The organism is Novosphingobium sp. BL-A-41-Hi4B-X5A (assembly GCF_055521705.1).
This window is the reverse complement of the sequence record NZ_JBVFVT010000003.1, coordinates 53,881-71,148: the sequence shown is the minus strand read 5'-3', so window position 1 is coordinate 71,148 and position 17,268 is coordinate 53,881. Positions and strand designations below refer to the sequence as shown.

Genomic DNA, 17,268 nt, shown 5'->3' with positions numbered 1-17,268 from the left:
ATATGCTCGATCGAACGGGAAACCCAGACTTGAAGGAATGGATACTTGCGCAAGAAGACGGCAATGATCGCTTCGCTCGCAGCTCTCGGCTTCCTCGCCGTCAGTGCCGGACCGGTGCTGGCGGACGGGATGCCGCCGGGCATGCCCGATCTTGAGGAGACCCTCAAGGCCAGGCCGGCGCCTGCCCAGCCCGATCCTGCCCACATGCAGGGCATGGCTCACGGTAAGGAGCAGATGCACGGCCAGATGATGCAGGGCCATCGAATGGCGATGCGGGATTCGCAGGACCAGGACGGCGCCTCCGGCATGTCACACAGGTCGGACGGTGGTTGCTGACCCTGCCATCATTCCATCAGACGACAAGGTTGACGGACAAGATCATGGCCGCTTTCAACCGAAGCCTTGGTCCGCCGTTCCCACGGCGGGCCAATCGCTTTTCTGGCCGGTCTCAGGACGAGAAAACCAGGCCGGGTCACATTTTTGATCGATCCCGGATCATCATTTTACGCGCCTGCTCCAGCAGGCACACGGCCGATCGGATTTCGATTCGTAACTTACGTATACAGACAGCGTCTCGCTAGCAGCATTGAAGCTTCGGAATTGCCGGGATCGGAACGTCGATCGGGCAACAGGAAGAACACTCGGAGACCCTCAATGCGACAGACGACATTTCTCGCGGCGCCCGTCAGCCTCTTCGCGACGCTAACCTTCGCCGCCGGCACCGCTCTCGCCCAGTCGACGCCCGCGCCCGCGCAGGCTGCGCCGGCCCATGCCCACCAGCAGGGCATGGATCATGGCGGGCAGCAGATGCACGATCAGATGATGAAGGATCATCAGGCCGGCGCGCAGAAGCAGCAGGGGCAACCGGCCCAGCAGGATCAACAGGGCATGTCGGGGATGGCCGGCATGTCCGGCGGCTCGCCTGCATCGAACGGCTCGGGCATGGCCGGTAAGGCGAAGAGTGGCTGCTGCAAGATGCCGATGAAGAAGGCCAAGCCGGCGGCGAAGAAGAAGACCGCCAAGCCCATGGCCGACAAGCCGATGAGCGACATGTGAGGTTTCCAGCCCCGAGAACAGACCCCAGGGGCTGAGGGCCCGCCGTTCCCCCGCGGCGGGCCAGTTCTTTGACGATGCCCAGCGTCGCCCCGTGCTCCCAGCTTTCAAAACCGGGTCCGAGCGTCTGACTTGACAGAGGAAACAGCGATGCGAAAACATCTTGGCGTCGGTGCTGCTGTTGGCTTCTGCTCTTTGGCAGCACGCCGCTCCTCGCACAGGGTATCGGCCATAGCTTGTTCATGCGCGGCAAGATCGTCCGTATGGATGCGGGCGGCACAGTGGCCTGCCTGGGTAAGGCCGATGGCGCGCACATCGGGCAGATACTCGAAGTCTATCACGCAACGCCGCGCCACCGCCGTCTTGTCGGTCATGTCGAAGTCGACCAGATTTTCGACGACCATTATGCTCATTTCCGCGTGAGGGACGGGACGCTTCAGAAAGGCGATTGGGTGAGCCTAAAGCGCGTCCGGGCGTAACGCCAGAATTGGAATGCCAAGCGCCGCCCTCGCCAAAAGAAGACTCGGCCGAGTAACGCCTGTCTCGGCATAATTCCGATCAGGCGTGCGCGAATACGTTCAGGAGTCGATGAATAGTCATCGGCTCTGTTGGCGTGTCTGACCCTCAAGCCCGCGACCCCGATACCAGACTACCTTCTGCGGAACTTACTTATAGGCCACCCGGGCAAAGAGATTACTCCGTCAGGCCATCGATAGAGATGGAGTCAGGTTATGTTCGAGAAGGCGATCGGGACCATTAACGCGGCGGCCTCCTTCCGACACCGCTATGATAATTTCATCGGAGGCCGCTGGAGCGCTCCTGCGGGCGGCGAGTATTTCGCCGACACGAGCCCGATCAATGGCGCCCAGATCGCAGAGTTCGCGCTGTCGACGCCGGAAGATGTCGAGCGCGCGCTCGATGCGGCGCACGCCGCCAAGGATCAATGGGCAAGGATCGCGCCCGCCGAACGCGCCAGGATTCTCAATCGCGTCGCCGACCGGCTCGAAGACAATCTGGAGTTGCTGGCACTTGCCGAGACGATCGACAATGGCAAGCCGATCCGCGAGACCCGCGCTGCCGACGTGCCGCTTGCAATCGACCATTTCCGCTACTTCGCCGGCTGCATCCGGGCGGAGGAAGGCGGCATCTCGACGATCGATGCCGACACCATCGCCTATCATTTCCGCGAGCCGCTCGGCGTCGTCGGCCAGATCATCCCGTGGAACTTCCCGCTGCTGATGGCGGCGTGGAAGATCGCCCCGGCGCTGGCGGCGGGCAACTGCACCGTCATCAAGCCCGCATCCCAGACGCCGCTCACCTTGCTGATGTTCGCCGAGCTCACCGCCGACATCCTGCCGCCCGGCGTGCTCAATGTCGTTACCGGCCCGGGACGGACCGTTGGCCAGGCGATCGCCGCCAATCCGCGCATCGCCAAGGTCTCGTTCACCGGCGAGACCGTCACCGGCAAGCAGATCATGCACGCCGCGGCGGACCATCTGATCCCCCAGACGATGGAGCTTGGCGGCAAGTCGCCCAACATCTTCATGGCGGACGTGCTCGACGAGGACGATGCCTTCTTCGACAAGGCGCTCGAAGGCTTTACTTTGTTCGCCTTCAACAAGGGCGAGGTCTGTACCTGCCCGTCGCGCGCCCTGATCCATGAGTCGATCTTCGACCGCTTCATCGAGCGCGCCGTGGCGCGCGTCGCCGCGATCCGCCAGGGCGATCCGCTCGACCCGTCGGTCCAGGTCGGCGCGCAGGCGTCGGAGGACCAGCTCCACAAGATCCTGGGCTATATCGATATCGGCAAGGCCGAGGGCGCGCAGTGTCTGGTCGGTGGCGCCAGGGCGCTGCCGGGCGGTGCGCTCGACCAGGGCTATTTCGTGCAGCCGACCGTGTTCGTGGGTCAGAACCACATGCGCATCTTCCAGGAGGAGATCTTCGGTCCCGTCCTGTCGGTCACCACGTTCAAGACGGTCGAGGAGGCGATCGCACTTGCCAATGACACCGCCTACGGTCTTGGCGCGGGCGTCTGGACCCGGAGCGGCAACACCGCCTACCGGCTCGGCCGCGCGATCGAGGCCGGGCGGGTCTGGACCAACTGCTATCATCAGTACCCCGCCCATGCCGCCTTCGGCGGATACAAGGCATCGGGCTTCGGGCGTGAAAACCACCGGATGATGCTCGATCATTATCAGCAGACCAAGAATCTGCTCGTCTCCTATGACGAGCACGCGCTCGGCCTATTCTGACCCCTCGCTCAAAGGAGAAACGGACATGGCGAAAACCATGAAGGCGGCGGTCGTCCGCGAATTTGGCAAGCCCCTGGTCATCGAGGACGCGCCGATCCCGACGGTCGGCCCCGGGCAGGTCCTGGTCAAGATTGCGGCAACCGGCGTGTGCCATACCGACCTGCACGCGGCAGAAGGGGACTGGCCGGTCAAGCCCAACCCGCCCTTCATTCCTGGCCATGAGGGCGTCGGGCATGTCGCCGCCGTTGGTGCCGGCGTCACCCATGTGAAGGAAGGCGACCGGGTCGGTGTGCCCTGGCTCTACACCGCCTGCGGGCACTGCGTGCATTGCCTGGGTGGCTGGGAGACGCTTTGCCACGAACAGCAGAACACCGGCTATTCGGTCAATGGCAGCTTTGCCGAATATGTCCTCGCCGATCCCAACTATGTTGGTCACCTTCCCGACAATGTCGACTTCCTCGACATTGCGCCGATCCTCTGCGCGGGCGTCACCGTCTACAAGGGATTGAAGGCCACCGAGGCCCGACCCGGCGAGTGGGTGGTCGTCTCCGGCATTGGCGGGCTCGGCCACATGGCGGTGCAATATGCCCGAGCCATGGGTCTCAATGTGGCCGCGGTCGACATCGACGATAGCAAGCTCGACCTCGCTACACGCCTTGGCGCCACACTGACGGTCAACGCGCGCAACGAGGACCCTTCGGCAGCGCTCAAGAAAGCCATTGGCGGCGCGCACGGGGCGCTGGTGACCGCCGTTTCGCCCAAGGCGTTCCAGCAGGCGCTCGGCATGGTCCGGCGCGGCGGCACGGTCGCGCTCAACGGCCTGCCGCCGGGCGACTTCCCGTTGTCGATCTTCGACACCGTGCTGAACGGCATTACCGTGCGCGGCTCGATCGTCGGCACGCGGCTCGATCTGCTCGAGGCACTGGCGTTCGCCGGCGAGGGCAAGGTCAAGGCCACGGTCCATGCAGACAAGCTGGAGAACATCAACGACGTCTTCTCCCGCATGCATCATGGCGACATCGAGGGCCGGATCGTCCTCGACCTCGCCTGAAGCCGACTTCGCGAAAGTACAGTTCATGTCTCCCTTACATATCCGGCCGATCGCGCGGCGCCGTTTCGTCCAGGGGCTGGCGATCGGCGGCGCGGTTGCCGGCTTCGCCCCGGCGCTTCTCGCGCGATCCGCCCCAGTCTCGCCCGCCGAGCTTAGCGGGACCGAGTTCGACCTCGAGATCGCCGAGCTGCCAGTCAACTTCACCGGCAAACGCCGTATCGCGACCGCCGTGAACGGCAGCGTGCCCGCGCCGGTCCTGCGCCTGCGCGAAGGCGACACGGTCACGCTCCGTGTGCGCAACGGCCTCAAGGAGATGTCGAGCATCCATTGGCACGGCATCATCGTGCCGGCGGAGATGGACGGCGTGCCCGGCATCAGCTTTGCCGGCATCGCGCCGGGCGAGACCTTCACCTATCGCTTCGAGGTCCGCCAGAGCGGAACCTACTGGTATCACGCTCACACGCTCGCCGAGCAGACGGGACTCTATGGAGCGATCATCGTGGAGCCGAAACAGGCGCCGGCGGCGCGGGCGCCCGATCGCGACTATTGCATCGTGCTCAGCGACTGGTCGGACGAGCCGCCGCTGCAGATCTTCCTCAATCTCAAGAAGCAGAGCAGCTACTATAATTTTGCGCAGCCGACCGCCGGCGATTTCCTCAAGGATGTCGGCACCATGGGCTTGGGCAAGGCGCTCGAGCGGCGGCGGATGTGGAACAGCTCGCGGATGAACCCGACCGACTACAGCGATGTCTCTGCCGCGACCTACACCTATCTGATGAACGGCGCGCCGCCCGCCGGCAACTGGACCGGTATCGCCGCGCCCGGCGAGCGCGTGCGCCTGCGCTTCGTCGGCGCGGGGACGGCGACGTTCTTCGACGTGCGGATCCCCGGGGTCGAGCTGACGGTCGTATCGACCGACGGGCAGCCGGTCGAGCCGGTCACGGTCGAGGAATTCCGGATCGGCCCGGGCGAGACCTACGACGTCGAGTTCACCATGCCCGAGGGCGGCGCCCGCACCATCTTCGCGCAGGCGATCGATCGGAGCGGCTATGCGCGTGGCACGATCGCACCGGCCCCGGGCATGGCGGCAGCCGTGCCGCCGCTCGATGCCCGGACCTGGCTCGAGCCGGTCGACATGATGGGCGCGATGGCGACGATGGGCGCAATGGGAGGCGACGCGCATGCCGGGCACGGCATGACCGAGATGCCGGCCAGGGCACGGCACGCCCGCACCGAATATGGCGCCAATACCGACATGCGCGTCGACTATCCGCGCACCAATCTCGACGATCCCGGCGCCGGGCTGCGCGGGCGCGGCTGGCGCGTGCTGACGCTGGCCGATCTGCGCACGCCGGGCGGCGATCCCGACCCGCGCGAGCCCGAGCGCGACATCGAGCTGCATCTGACGGGCAATATGGAACGGTTCATCTGGTCGCTCGACGGCATCAAGCTCAACGATTCCAGGCCGCTTCATTTCAAGCCAAACGAGCGGCTGCGCGTCACCTTCGTCAACGACACGATGATGGCGCATCCGATGCATCTGCACGGCATGTGGAGCGATGTCGAAGGCCCGGACGGCGCCTTCCAGGTCCGCAAGCATACGGTCGTGGTCCAGCCCGCCCAGCGGGTGAGCTTCCGCGTCACCGCCGACGCCATGGGCCGATGGGCCTTCCACTGCCATCTGCTCTATCACATGGCGGCCGGCATGTTCCGGGAGGTGGTGGTCGCATGATCCGGATTTTCCCCTCGCGCGGCATCGCTCTTGGCGCTGCCCTCTTCCTGGCGCCGGCGATCACGGCTCCCGCCCTCGCGCAGGATGCCTCGCCCCCGTCGCCCGCCGCCACCCCTGCCCAAACGGCCACTCCCGCTCAGCACACCCCTTCCGCGCAAGGCTCTCAGGACCATGCGGGCATGGACATGCCGGGCATGGATATGACCGACACGAAGGCGTCCGGTAACGGCGCCACGATGGACATGGGCTCGATGCAGGGTGGCAAGGCCCCGCCGGACGCGCGCAACTCGGACGATTATGCCGACGGCTATCGCAACTCGACGCTGCCGGGCTATGAGATGGCCGACAAGCTCTCGATCCCCAAGATACTTGTCGATGAGCTCGAATTCGCCAGCGGCAACGAGGGTCAGGGCGTGGGTTGGACCGTGCTCGTCACCAAGGGTCAGGACAATGACAAGCTCTGGCTGCGCAGCCAGGGCCTCAAGAACTCCCGCGACCAACGTCTCGATCCGGAGAGCAGCGTCGAGGCGCTGTGGTGGCACAGCAAGAACCCGTTCTGGGGCACGCTGCTCGGGGTCAGGCAGGATCTCGGCAAGGGCGCGACGACATGGCTGGCCGCCGGCGTCGAGGGACTGGCGCCTTATTGGTTCGACGTCCAGCTCACCGGCTATGTAGGGACCGATGGGCGTCTCGCGGCGCGCGCCAAGGCCTCCTATGAGGTCCTGTTCACCAATCGGTTGATCCTTACGCCGCAGGTGGAAACCAATATCTATTCGAAGCGGTCGAGCGATCGGCAGCTCGGCAGCGGCTTCAGCAATGTCGAGCTGAGCGGACGGTTGCGCTACGAGGTGTCGCGCAAGTTCGCGCCCTATATCGGCTTCGTCTGGGAGCGCGCATTTGACGGCACGGCCGATTTCCGTCGCCTGCGCAGGGAAGGGCCTTCCGAACACAGGCTGGTGATCGGCTTGCGCGCCTGGTGGTGATCCGCGGATGGCCACTCGAGGGATCGACCGCGAACGCGCCGCGTGACAAGGCTGGATCGCAAGCCAACGGTCGCTGGCCGGCCTCCTTTTTCGTCTTGTTGCTCGCGGCGGCTGCGGCGTCGGCGGGACAGACGGCCATTCTCGCCTTCCTTCCGGCACTGGTCGACCCGGCTCGTGGCGCGCTATCGTCAAGCGCTCATGATTTTCACGTCGCGAGCCTGACCGCGGTCCATCCCCTGGCAGCCTTGCTGGCGGCGCCGCTCTGGGGCTGGATCGCGGACCGGGTCGACTATCGGGCGATGTTGCGCGCAGCGCTGGTCATCCTCGCGCTGGTGACCGCGCCGATCGGCCTCGTCGGGTTGCCTGAGCTTTATGCATTGCGTCTGGTGGCGGGGATGGCGTCGGCCGCCATCATACCGTTGGGCTTGCTCTGCGCGAGCTTTGCCGCAAGCGGGCGCGCGGACCAGGCGCGCCGCTTCACCTGGCTGACCGCCTTCGTGTTTCTGGGCGATCTCGCCGGTCCGCTGGTGGCGGAGGTCTCGGCCGCGATCCTGCCCCGCGCTCCCCTCATGATCCTCGCTCTCGGCATCGGTGCCGTCGGGGCGGCGCTTTGCGCCGTGCGTCTGCCGCGCTGGTGTGCACCTTGCATCGATGGCGGAGACCTGCCCGCGCCTACGCTCGGCGCGACGTTGATCCTGCTTTTTATCACGATCGTCGCGGGCGGCGGGCTGGCGGCGATGCATGTCAATCTCCTGGTGACGCGGAGCGCCATTTCGCTGAGCCGCGAAGAGATCGCCTGGATGCTCAGTCTCTGCGGATTGGGCATGCTGGCGGCACAGATCTTCCATGCAAAGCTGGATTGGCTGGTCACTGTGCCGAGGCGGCTTGCCGGATTGACGCTGGGCCTGCTGGCTGTGGCACTTTTCATGTTTCCTGTCGCCGCGAGTATGGCCGAGCTCAGTGGGATCATCGTTGCTGCCGGCTGGAGCTCGGCAACCCTTCGATTGGTCACCAGCTTCTGGATCAGCGGCGGCGGGGCCCCTTCAGGCGTGAAGCTCGGTTTCCAGCATTCCGCCGCCAGCATCGGGCAGGCGCTCGCGCCGCTGGCGATAGCCATCGTCGCTCCCGGGGCGCAGCCGCTCGTTCTGTGGGGGATTGGTGGTCTATCGCTAGCGCTGCTTGTGTCCCTGCCGCTAGCCTGGAGGCCGCCCGCCATCGTAAAATCATCTGCGTGATGAGGGGAGGGGCGCATTGATGCGTATAGAAAAGAAGGGGCCTCTGCCCCATGCTTATCGTTCTTCCGGGAGTCATTTCATGAAGACCCGCCTATTCGTCGCCTTGCTGTTCCTCGCCATGCCCGGCGTAGCGCTTGCGGCCAGTGATATCGTCGTCCACCGGGATCCGGGATGTGGATGTTGCGAGAAGTGGGCGCAGGCCGTGCGCGCGAAGCTGGGACGCAAGGTCGTCATGCGTGACGATGCGTCGCGCAGCGAGCTTCAGCGCAAGGCCGGCATGCCCCGGACGCTGGCATCTTGCCACAGCGCGATCGTCGATGGCTATATGATCGAGGGCCATGTCCCGATATCCGACGTCAAGCGCTTGCTGGCGACCCGTCCTGCGGGCGTCAAAGGCATTGCGGTTGCGGGGATGCCGATCGGTTCGGAGGGCATGGAAGTGGCAGGCGCTGCCCGCCAACCCTATACGGTGGTGGCCTTCGGCAGCGCCGGTCAGCGAATTTTCGCCCGCCATTGATATCGCGCGGTTTGCAGCATCCTGCAGAATTGCCCGGTGGTAGAGGACCCCGCTGTCGAGTGTAGAACCTTGTGTCAAGCGAGCTGATGGCGTCCCTACCCCTACCTACACTGAAAAAGCAACGATTTGTCTTGTAAGTTGTTCGCGGTCGTCTCCCTGATTTGCCTGAATTTGGCCCAAAATGTGGAACGATTGTGGGACCGTTTGCCCACCGAAAGTGTGAGAACGGCCCCAACATTCCCGATCAGGGCCCCGAACCGATGGCACTCACAGCATTGAAGGTGAAAAACGCGAAGCCCGGTCGCCATGTCGATAGCCGGGGCTTTGCCTGATTGCACTTTGCGTTCGCTTGCATTACATCGTCATGCAGAAAGGAAATCGACATGGCCGCAAACGCTCTTGTGCAGACCCGGATCGACGGAGCGGTGAAGGAGGAAGCCGCGACCGTGCTGGCTGCTATGGGGCTGACCGTCTCCGATGCCGTGCGCCTGATGCTGACCCGCGTTGCCCGCGACAAGGCCTTGCCGTTTGAACCGCTGGTGCCCAATGCCGAGACGATCGAGGCCATGAAGGAAGCGCGCGAGGGAAAGGGCAAGCGGTTCGCCACGGTGGTCGACCTGATGGCCGACCTCAATGCGGACGATTGAACGCTTCGGGCGGTTCAAGCGCGACTACAAGCGGGAGAAGAAGGGGCAGCACGCCAAGACGCTGGACGCTGACCTGATCCCGATCATCGAGGCGCTGGCATCCGACGAGCCGCTTGAACCGCGCCACCGCGACCATGCGCTGACCGGCGACTGGCGCGACCATCGCGATTGCCACATAAAGCCCGACCTCGTGCTGATTTACCGCAAGCCCGATGACGACACCTTGCAGCTTGTGCGCTTGGGATCGCACGCGGAATTGGGTTGGTGACGCCCGCGCATGGCGAGCTTATACGTTTGTCGGGTATGTCAGCCAGAGGCACGATTACGGGTTAGGTGTGATCAGCGAGCATCCGATGCCAACAAGCTTTTGCAGAAGACATCAATCGCAGAGATGCATTCGGCAGGCGCTGCTTGAAACAAAAATGAGGGCCATAAATCACTTTCACCCTCAAATTCTGACAAATTTGCCGTTAGTTCACGACTGGTGAGCGAGAAATGAGCCGATCGCGTTGGGCTTGAAGAGCCGACCGCTCGCTCCACCGTCGTGACCCCTACGTTGATGACCGGCGGATGCTGGCCCGGTAGACGATGCTGCCGAGAGCGACGACGACGCCCATGATGGCAAAAGATTCCATGCTCGAATGGCTCAAAAGCCAGATCGTGAGAAGGAAGGCGGAGTGCCGGCGCTGGGCCGAGCACCACACCCATCCCGAGCGCGGCGATATCACCGTGGCCTAGGCGCTGGAGATGGAGCGGCCTGTCCTGCAGCCGATCCTGGCGCCCTTCGATGGCTTCCATGAGAGCGAGCATGCCGTCACCGGCACCTGCCTCATCAGCTTCGACCGCAACCGCTACTCGGTCATGTCCAGGGCGGCGCGGCGCACGGTGCAGGTGCGCGCCTATGCGGGCCGGATCGTCATCCGCTGCGGCGAAGAGATCGTCGGGGAACATGAGCGTCACTTCGGGCGGAACCGCACCATTTACGATCCCTGGCATTATCTGCCGGTTCTGGCCCACAAGCCCGGTGCCCTGCGCAACGGCGCGCCGTTCCAGGACTGGGAGTTGCCGCCATCCCTCCATCGCCTGCGACGCAGGCTGGGGCACGGGGATGAGGCGGATCGCAGGTTCGTGCGGGTGCTCTCGGCCGTGCTCACCGATGGCTGGAGCAGGTCGAGGCGGCGGTGCGCGAAGCGCTGGCGAGCGGAACGGTCAGCGACGACCTGATCCTCAACATCCTCTCCCGTCGCCGCGAGCCCGCGACGCCCCATAGCATCGTCACTTCGGAAGACCGGATGCTGAGTCACCCGCCGATCGCCGACTGTGCCAGCTATGACCGACTGCGAGGCTATGATGCAGCGGCATGAGATGATCGACACAATGCGCGGCCTGGGCCTCAAGGGCATGGTGGCCGCGTTCGACGAGGCCGTCACCACCGGCCTCCAGCGCCAGCGCACCACCATGGAGATCCTGACCGATCTGCTCCGCGCGGAAGCCACCCATCGCGACGCCGCCTCGATCCGATATCGCATGACGGCCGCGCGGCTGCCGGTGGTGAAGGACCTGGAGCGGTTCAGCTTCGAAGGGACGCCGATCAACGAGGGACTGATCCGCTCCCTGCATGATGGCTCCTTCCTACCGGCGCGTCGCAACATCGTGCTCGTCGGCGGCACGGGCACCGGCAAGACCCACCTCGCCATCGCGATTACCGCCAACGTCGTGCGCAAAGGGGCTCGGGCACGATACTTCAACACCGTCGATCTGGTGACACGCCTCGAAGAGGAGGCCCGGATCGGCAAGGGCGGGACCCTGGCGGGACAGCTCTCACGGCTCGACCTGGTGGTGCTCGATGAGTTGGGATATCTGCCGTTCGCGCGCTCTGGTGGCCAGCTCCTGTTCCACCTGATCAGCAAGCTCTACGAACGCACCAGCGTCGTTATCACGACCAACCTCGCCTTCGGCGAATGGCCTACCGTGTTCGGGGATCCCAAAATGACCACGGCTCTGCTCGACCGCGTCACTCATCACTGCGATATCGTCGAGACCGGCAACGACAGCTGGCGCTTCAAAAACCGCAGTTAGCCGCCACTCTCACCCCAGCTTCAAAACGAACTTGCGCTGTGTACGCCTCCGGCCGGGCTACGCCCGACCTCCGCCGCACACAGCGCAGGGCATCAACCCTCCGCTCAATCTCGAAAAGGGGGTCCCCCTTCAACGCCTATACGGGGTCCCGTTTGCGCGCCGTTTGACAAAGTGAATGGCAGACTGCCGATCACCCCGGCATTGCTGCTGACCGCGAATTATACCTACACCGATTCCGTCCGGAAGGGTGGCGGCGAGCCCGCTTTCGACGGCAGTTCGCTTGACGGAACGCCGCTCGACAAGACGCCCAGGCACATGGCCAACGTTCGCCTGGACTGGCAAGCGACCGAGCAGATCGCGGCCTATGTGCTCGGCTACTACTCGGGCAAGCAGACTTTCAGCGGGTTCCGCAACGGCGCGCTCAACACCCGCACCCGTGAAGGGAGCACGACCTTCGATGTCGGCATCAATTTCACGATCAATGAGAATTTCGCGCTGAGGGCGGCGGTGCTCAACGTCACCGACAAGATCGTGCCGGTCGATGACCGCGGCCGGTTTGATGGTCTCGACGGCAGCTGGATGCTCGATGAAGGGCGCCGCTTTTGGGGCACGGCAACGATCAGCTTCTGATCGATCAGGCCGGCCTTCTGCCTTCGCGTTCGAATATTCGCTGAATGCAGAGAGTCGGCCCCTTTTCATCCATGGATCCCGATTCAAGAAACGTTTCTAAAGTCAGAATTCAGTGATCAGTGGATTCGATCTCCGTAAGGAGCGGGGTGGGAGCACATAACCCTGACCGGCGAAGAATATCGCTGGCCAAAATTCTTAGCGTAGGATTTGGTCCCCTCCTGGAAACGCACCATGATCGCCATGTGCGGCATCGAGCGCGTCAGTCGCATTTGCGCCCGATGCCAACTGTCATGGATCCGTCCAAGCTGGTGACGGGGCGCGAAACGGCGCGGCAGTTTTTGCCCTTGCGGGGACGCCGGAGGGCTTTGCGCTCAGAGGCTGTCATGCACACCTGTTCATACAGCCATTATCGGCAAAAGCTTGCCCATCGACGCGCACGCGGCGCCGGTAACGGGATTGGTACCGAGACTTTTCCTCCGGCGATAGCGACTGGAATGAACAGTCCCGTGAGCCGGGCGGCATCTGAGCAATCGCGGGCGAGGATAGAGCAGCCATCGACCCGGCTGCCAGACCTGCGAACAGAAGTTTGGTGCGCATGGACAAAAGGTTCACCGAAACTCGCATCCAAGTGTGGCGTTTGTCGACAGAACGTGGCTAGCCCACGAGCAAGGGTTGGCTGGGACTGCGCGGCATCGGACTCCTCGATCGATCACTGTGCAATTTGCGCCTCGCTGTCGTCAGACCGGGGTCTGAGCCAAAGACTGGCGACAAACCAGGCGAGCGCTACCGCCCCGGCAGAAAAGACGATATCTCCAGGAACCCTCAGCCACACCAGCAGATCGACCACCGGTTGCTGCATGAACTCGGCCGAGCGAGCGTACCAGTAGCCCTTGTCAATCGCGGCGGTCAGCTGAAGCGTACCAAGTGGCAGCAAGGTCAGGAGCGCCATCAACGCAAGGCCGATGTTGAAGCACCAAAAGCTCGTCTTCAGCACGCCTTCGTTCCAGATCAGGTTCGGCAACATGCCACGCAGGCAGAACAGGACGAGCCCGACGCCCAACATGCCGTATACGCCGAACAATGCGGTGTGTCCGTGCAGCGGCGTCAGATTGAGACCCTGCATGTAATAGAGCGACAGCGGCGGATTGATGAGGAAGCCGAACAGGCCTGCTCCGACGAGATTCCAGAAGGATACCGCCAGGAAGAACATGACGGGCCATTTATAACGCTGCATCCAGGGTGTCGCGCTGCTCAGCTTCCAGTGTTCATAAGCTTCGAAGCCAATATAGGCGAGCGGCACGACCTCGAGCGCTGAGAAGCTCGCGCCAAGCGCCAGCACCGCGATCGAGGTTCCCGCGAAGTAGAGATGGTGCAACGTTCCCAGCACTCCGCCTGCCATGAAGATGATCGTGGCAAACAAGACGGCGACCGTGGCGGTGGGTGTCGGAATGAGGCCGAGGCGCGTGAAGAGGAAGGCGATGACCGCGGTGGCGAACACCTCGAAAAAGCCTTCGACCCACAGATGGACCACCCACCAACGCCAATATTCAATCATGGAGAGCGCTGTATGCTCATTCCAGAACAGCCCGGCACCGTAGAAGAGTCCGATGGCTACGGCGGATAGGAAAAACAGCATCGTGATGTGGCGGGATTCGGACTTCTCTTTGAGCGCAGGCCAGAGCGCCCGGCCGACGAGCACAAGCCAGAGCATCAGGCCGATGAAGAGAAACCACTGCCAGAAGCGCCCCATATCGACATATTCCCAGCCCTGGTGTCCGAACCAGAAGTTCCTCTCCAGTCCCAGTTTCTGCATCACCGCGAGCCATTGCCCGGCAAAGGAGCCCACGACGATAATCAGGAGGCAGGCCCAGAGGATGTTGGCACCCAGAGCCTGGAACCTCGGTTCATGGCCCGAGATCGCAGGAGCTATGTAGAGGCCCGTTCCCAGCCAGGCTGTCGCGATCCACAGCACGGCAAGCTGCGTGTGCCAGGTGCGGGTGATCGAATAGGGCAGGATCTCGGCCGCTTCATAGCCATAAACCAGCTGCCCCTCGACCTGATAGTGGGCCGTCATTGCACCCAGCATGATCTGCGCGAGAAACAGTGCGAGAACGACCCAGAAATATTTGGCTGTCGCCCGCATCGAAGGCGTCACCGCGATCTCGCGCAGCGGATCTTTCGCGGGGAGGTCGTGCTCCTTCTCCCTTCGTCCGTGCGTCACCGCATGGTGCCAACCCAACAGCGCGATGCCGGCAAGCAGGAAGGTGACGCTGAAGGCCGACCAGATGAATGTACTTGATGGTGGGCGATTCCCGACCAGCGGCTCGCTCGGCCAGTTGTTCGTATACGTTGTCGTCCGCCCTTGTCGTTCCGTTGTGGCCGCCCAGGCCGTCCACCAGAAGAAGGAGGTCATGGCGGCTCGGTGCCCTGCGTCGGGGACCGTATCGTTCTTCATGGCATAGTTTTCGCGCAGCTCGGCCGTGGCGGGGTCGTTGCCGAACAGATTGACGTAGTGCTTTGCCACCCGCTCGATTGCCACCGCGCGATCGTTGCTGATCGTGATGGTATCCGTGCTCGCTTCAAACGTGTTTCGGCGCATTTCCGTTTGCAGCCGCCGCTGGAGGAGCGCCTTGTGTTCCTCGTTTAAACTCTCAAAGGCGCCGCCCAGATCCCGCTGTGCCCAGAGATCGAGAAGTGCCAGTGATTCCCGGTGCAACCAGTCGGCTGACCAATCGGGCGCTACGTAGCCGCCGTGTCCCCAGATCGAGCCCAGTTGCATGCCGCCCATAGATTGCCAGACCTGGCGGCCACGCTGCATCTCGGCACGGGTGAAGACGGTTTCGCCGTTTGCGGTCACGACCTTGGCGGGAAGCGGCGGCGCCTGAATGCTGATGTCGCGGCCAACCAGAAGCAGGACGGCAAAAGAGACTGCCAGCAATGATAGAAGCCAAATCCAGAGCTGACGTGTTCGATCCATGGTTCTCCCCTATGGGCTACGAGGCGGTACAGCAAAGCGACTAGCGCGCTGCGCGCCGTGCCATCATGCCGCCCGTGATCAATTCTTCCTGGGGGCAGGCTGATCCGATTGAACGACCGGACCGCCTTCCGCTTCCCACCGGTCGACACAGTCGCAATCGTCATAGGCATCGACCGCCAAGGTCTCGGCGCCGGCTTTTGCCTGTGATCCTTCTACAGGCGGAAAGAGGATCGTCAGAAGCAGCACAGAGTTTTCCGCGCCCTTGACCGAGTGCGGCGCGCCTCCTTCGAGATAGACCCACTGGTTACGCCGCAGTTCGATCGAGCTTGCGCTGAGCTCGACTTTCACATGGCCCTCGAGGCAATGCAGCATGATGCTGCCCGGCACCTGATGCTGGCGCATTTCGGTGCCGCTCGGGATCACCAGCCGGATGGTTTCGAAATGGTCCGCCTTCACGATCGCTGTGGAATGTTCTTCATGTGTCGTCACGTTCTCGGGCAAGAGATCGACGACTTCTCCGGGCGCTGCGTGGTGAAGGGCCATATCGTTCAATTCCTTTCCGTGTTCGTGGTTTTATGATTGGAGCAAGACGGGCAAGCGGACTGCCGCGTGCGGTCCGGCTTGGAGCGTCCAGCGCGCAATACCTTTACCCATCGCGCGCCGATTTGGAGTCCTGCGGCGATCCATGACCGCGACGCGCGGCGACGACCGTCAAAGGGAGCGGGATCGACCGGTTCACCACATTCTGGACAGAACATGTCACGTTCCTCCTTTTCGGCTTCGATGCGCCAAGACGTCAATCATCCATCTGGCGCCGCAGGGGTTTCGAACCGATCGGCCGCGTTACGCTCGAAGAGCGACGCGAGATCTCGCCGCTTCGTCAGCAGGTCGGCAAGCGTATAGCGGTCAAGTACCGCCAGGAACGCGCCGAGCGCCTCCTTCAGCACGCCCGTCAGCCCACATGCAGGCGCGACCACGCATCCGCCGCAGTCAACGAGATCGAAGCCGTCCTCGGTCTGGCGTATGAGTGCGCCGATGTTGATCTCTTCGGGCGGCCGCCCCAGGCGGATGCCGCCCGACCGTCCACGCACACTCTCCACATCACCACTGCGTGCGAGTTGGTTCACCACCTTCATCAAGTGATTCTGCGAGATTCCGTAGGCCTGCGCGACCTCACCGATCGAGCACAGGCGGTCAGGCCGCGCGCCCAGATAGAGCAGCACGCGCATCGAATAGTCGGTGAACAGGGTCAGTTTCATGGGGCGTTCCCACTCTCTTCCTCAGCTCGTCGCATTAAGATGTATTCATCTTGCATGTTTTCAGGGAAAAGTATAGATGCATTCGGGATACATGATTGGAGTCGGGCGAATGACCGAGCTGGAACTGAAGGATGAGGCGCTCAAGCAGCTTGTCGACGCCTTCTACGCGCGCGTTCGCGCAGATGCCGACCTGGGGCCGATTTTCAACGACGCGATCGATGACTGGCCGGAACATCTCGAAAAGCTGGCGGCGTTCTGGTCATCCGTCATGCTCGCCAGTGGCCGATACAAGGGCCAGCCCGTGCCAGCGCACCTGAAGCACAGGTCGAGGATAACGCCAGCGCTTTTCGACCGCTGGCTCGCGCTGTGGGACTGTACGACAAACGAGATGATGGCGCCCGACGCAGCTGCGGCTCTGCAGGCGAAAGCGAAGCGGATTGCCGAGAGCCTGCAGCTTGCCATGTTTTTTCGGCTCGATCGGCCAAGCGTCGCTGACGGCGAGGCCGGGTCCATTCATTGCGAACGGCGAGTACCCACCCATGCCTGACATTCTACCCTATCGTTCGACGCCGGTGTTCGATCAGGACACGCTCCCGGCCGCCCTGCGGGCACGCCATGATACCAAGGCGGGTGTCTGGGGTTTGATCCGCGTTCTGGAGGGTGAGCTTCGGCTGACCTATCTCGATCCACCGTCGGAGGTTGTCCTGACGCCCGAACGGCCCGGATTGATCTTGCCGCAGCAGCCGCACTTCGTGACGCCCATCGGCGCCATGAAAATGCGGGTCGATTTCTATGATCAGCCGCCCGGCGCCTGATCGCCGGGAAACTCGAATCCCTTCCAACAAGGAGAAGT

Annotated in this window: 17 protein-coding genes and 2 pseudogenes; 16 read left to right on the top strand and 3 right to left on the bottom strand. The window is 63.2% G+C overall.

Features of this window, described 5'->3' with window-relative positions; all coding sequences use genetic code 11:
• Positions 1-45: 45 nt before the first annotated feature.
• From ACZ1JY_RS20060 to ACZ1JY_RS19995, 14 genes and pseudogenes are all read left to right on the top strand, one after another.
• Complete coding sequence (locus ACZ1JY_RS20060) at positions 46-336, top strand: hypothetical protein (protein WP_007406388.1); 291 nt, start codon at positions 46-48, stop codon at positions 334-336.
• Positions 337-654: 318 nt separating this feature from the next.
• On the top strand, positions 655-1,056 hold the full coding sequence (locus tag ACZ1JY_RS20055; protein WP_015449265.1) for a hypothetical protein: 402 nt from the start codon (positions 655-657) through the stop codon (positions 1,054-1,056).
• Positions 1,057-1,203: 147 nt separating this feature from the next.
• A pseudogene (locus tag ACZ1JY_RS20050) lies at positions 1,204-1,532 on the top strand (hypothetical protein).
• A gap of 252 nt (positions 1,533-1,784) precedes the next feature.
• Complete coding sequence (locus tag ACZ1JY_RS20045; RefSeq protein ID WP_015449264.1) at positions 1,785-3,305, top strand: aldehyde dehydrogenase family protein; 1,521 nt, start codon at positions 1,785-1,787, stop codon at positions 3,303-3,305.
• A 25-nt stretch (positions 3,306-3,330) separates the two neighbouring features.
• Positions 3,331-4,356, top strand: coding sequence for an alcohol dehydrogenase AdhP (gene adhP, locus ACZ1JY_RS20040; RefSeq protein ID WP_004212676.1), 1,026 nt, complete (start codon positions 3,331-3,333; stop codon positions 4,354-4,356).
• Positions 4,357-4,381: 25 nt separating this feature from the next.
• Positions 4,382-6,088, top strand: a complete 1,707-nt coding sequence (locus ACZ1JY_RS20035; RefSeq protein WP_062343367.1) for a copper resistance system multicopper oxidase — start codon at positions 4,382-4,384, stop codon at positions 6,086-6,088.
• Complete coding sequence (locus ACZ1JY_RS20030) at positions 6,085-7,071, top strand: copper resistance protein B (protein WP_004212678.1); 987 nt, start codon at positions 6,085-6,087, stop codon at positions 7,069-7,071. Before ACZ1JY_RS20035 ends, ACZ1JY_RS20030 begins: the two co-directional genes overlap by 4 nt.
• Positions 7,065-8,306 carry an MFS transporter gene (locus ACZ1JY_RS20025; RefSeq protein WP_007683345.1) on the top strand — a complete coding sequence of 414 codons (1,242 nt, stop codon included), beginning with the start codon at positions 7,065-7,067 and terminating at the stop codon, positions 8,304-8,306. Before ACZ1JY_RS20030 ends, ACZ1JY_RS20025 begins: the two co-directional genes overlap by 7 nt.
• A 79-nt stretch (positions 8,307-8,385) precedes the next feature.
• Positions 8,386-8,823, top strand: coding sequence for a DUF411 domain-containing protein (locus ACZ1JY_RS20020; protein WP_007683347.1), 438 nt, complete (start codon positions 8,386-8,388; stop codon positions 8,821-8,823).
• A gap of 383 nt (positions 8,824-9,206) precedes the next feature.
• Positions 9,207-9,470 carry a type II toxin-antitoxin system RelB/DinJ family antitoxin gene (locus ACZ1JY_RS20015; RefSeq protein ID WP_004212689.1) on the top strand — a complete coding sequence of 88 codons (264 nt, stop codon included), beginning with the start codon at positions 9,207-9,209 and terminating at the stop codon, positions 9,468-9,470.
• Positions 9,457-9,738: a type II toxin-antitoxin system YafQ family toxin gene (locus tag ACZ1JY_RS20010; protein ID WP_004212690.1), complete on the top strand. Its 282-nt coding sequence runs from the start codon at positions 9,457-9,459 to the stop codon at positions 9,736-9,738. Before ACZ1JY_RS20015 ends, ACZ1JY_RS20010 begins: the two co-directional genes overlap by 14 nt.
• Positions 9,739-10,139: 401 nt before the next feature.
• Positions 10,140-10,834, top strand: a pseudogene (locus ACZ1JY_RS20005) (Mu transposase domain-containing protein); the annotation flags it as partial.
• Positions 10,821-11,549, top strand: a complete 729-nt coding sequence (gene istB / locus ACZ1JY_RS20000; RefSeq protein ID WP_025549137.1) for an IS21-like element helper ATPase IstB — start codon at positions 10,821-10,823, stop codon at positions 11,547-11,549. The pseudogene ACZ1JY_RS20005 and the gene istB, both read left to right, overlap by 14 nt.
• Positions 11,550-11,720: 171 nt before the next feature.
• Positions 11,721-12,179 carry a TonB-dependent receptor domain-containing protein gene (locus tag ACZ1JY_RS19995; RefSeq protein WP_162274424.1) on the top strand — a complete coding sequence of 153 codons (459 nt, stop codon included), beginning with the start codon at positions 11,721-11,723 and terminating at the stop codon, positions 12,177-12,179.
• 709 nt (positions 12,180-12,888) lie between these two features.
• Here the strand turns inward: ACZ1JY_RS19995 and ACZ1JY_RS19990 are convergent.
• The 3 genes from ACZ1JY_RS19990 to ACZ1JY_RS19980 all read right to left on the bottom strand — a co-directional run bounded on the left by ACZ1JY_RS19990 (position 12,889) and on the right by ACZ1JY_RS19980 (position 16,415).
• On the bottom strand, positions 12,889-15,156 hold the full coding sequence (locus tag ACZ1JY_RS19990) for a nitric-oxide reductase large subunit (RefSeq protein WP_025549136.1): 2,268 nt from the start codon (positions 15,154-15,156) through the stop codon (positions 12,889-12,891).
• A gap of 78 nt (positions 15,157-15,234) precedes the next feature.
• Positions 15,235-15,699 carry a cupin domain-containing protein gene (locus ACZ1JY_RS19985; RefSeq protein ID WP_004212697.1) on the bottom strand — a complete coding sequence of 155 codons (465 nt, stop codon included), beginning with the start codon at positions 15,697-15,699 and terminating at the stop codon, positions 15,235-15,237.
• A 257-nt stretch (positions 15,700-15,956) separates the two neighbouring features.
• Positions 15,957-16,415: an Rrf2 family transcriptional regulator gene (locus ACZ1JY_RS19980; RefSeq protein ID WP_004212699.1), complete on the bottom strand. Its 459-nt coding sequence runs from the start codon at positions 16,413-16,415 to the stop codon at positions 15,957-15,959.
• A 109-nt stretch (positions 16,416-16,524) separates the two neighbouring features.
• On the opposite strand from ACZ1JY_RS19980, the gene ACZ1JY_RS19975 reads away from it, so the two are divergent.
• Together ACZ1JY_RS19975 and ACZ1JY_RS19970 are read left to right on the top strand one after the other, a co-directional pair.
• Positions 16,525-16,962 (top strand): group III truncated hemoglobin, encoded by a 438-nt coding sequence (locus ACZ1JY_RS19975; RefSeq protein WP_004212701.1) that lies wholly within the window; start codon positions 16,525-16,527, stop codon positions 16,960-16,962.
• Entirely contained in the window at positions 16,955-17,230 is a 276-nt protein-coding gene (locus ACZ1JY_RS19970) for a TehB family protein (RefSeq protein WP_004212703.1), read from the top strand. The genes ACZ1JY_RS19975 and ACZ1JY_RS19970 overlap by 8 nt, the downstream gene beginning before the upstream one ends.
• Positions 17,231-17,268 lie beyond the last annotated feature (38 nt).

Bases quoted from the DNA above. Each gene is read 5' to 3' on its own strand.
- ACZ1JY_RS20055 (WP_015449265.1), top strand. From the start codon at position 655: ATGCGACAGACGACATTTCTCGCGGCGCCCGTCAGCCTCTTCGCGACG.
- ACZ1JY_RS20045 (WP_015449264.1), top strand. From the start codon at position 1,785: ATGTTCGAGAAGGCGATCGGGACCATTAACGCGGCGGCCTCCTTCCGA.
- adhP (WP_004212676.1), top strand. From the start codon at position 3,331: ATGGCGAAAACCATGAAGGCGGCGGTCGTCCGCGAATTTGGCAAGCCC.
- ACZ1JY_RS20035 (WP_062343367.1), top strand. From the start codon at position 4,382: ATGTCTCCCTTACATATCCGGCCGATCGCGCGGCGCCGTTTCGTCCAG.
- ACZ1JY_RS20030 (WP_004212678.1), top strand. From the start codon at position 6,085: ATGATCCGGATTTTCCCCTCGCGCGGCATCGCTCTTGGCGCTGCCCTC.
- ACZ1JY_RS20020 (WP_007683347.1), top strand. From the start codon at position 8,386: ATGAAGACCCGCCTATTCGTCGCCTTGCTGTTCCTCGCCATGCCCGGC.
- ACZ1JY_RS20015 (WP_004212689.1), top strand. From the start codon at position 9,207: ATGGCCGCAAACGCTCTTGTGCAGACCCGGATCGACGGAGCGGTGAAG.
- ACZ1JY_RS20010 (WP_004212690.1), top strand. From the start codon at position 9,457: ATGCGGACGATTGAACGCTTCGGGCGGTTCAAGCGCGACTACAAGCGG.
- istB (WP_025549137.1), top strand. From the start codon at position 10,821: ATGCAGCGGCATGAGATGATCGACACAATGCGCGGCCTGGGCCTCAAG.
- ACZ1JY_RS19990 (WP_025549136.1), bottom strand. From the start codon at position 15,156: ATGGATCGAACACGTCAGCTCTGGATTTGGCTTCTATCATTGCTGGCA.
- ACZ1JY_RS19985 (WP_004212697.1), bottom strand. From the start codon at position 15,699: ATGGCCCTTCACCACGCAGCGCCCGGAGAAGTCGTCGATCTCTTGCCC.
- ACZ1JY_RS19980 (WP_004212699.1), bottom strand. From the start codon at position 16,415: ATGAAACTGACCCTGTTCACCGACTATTCGATGCGCGTGCTGCTCTAT.
- ACZ1JY_RS19975 (WP_004212701.1), top strand. From the start codon at position 16,525: ATGACCGAGCTGGAACTGAAGGATGAGGCGCTCAAGCAGCTTGTCGAC.
- ACZ1JY_RS19970 (WP_004212703.1), top strand. From the start codon at position 16,955: ATGCCTGACATTCTACCCTATCGTTCGACGCCGGTGTTCGATCAGGAC.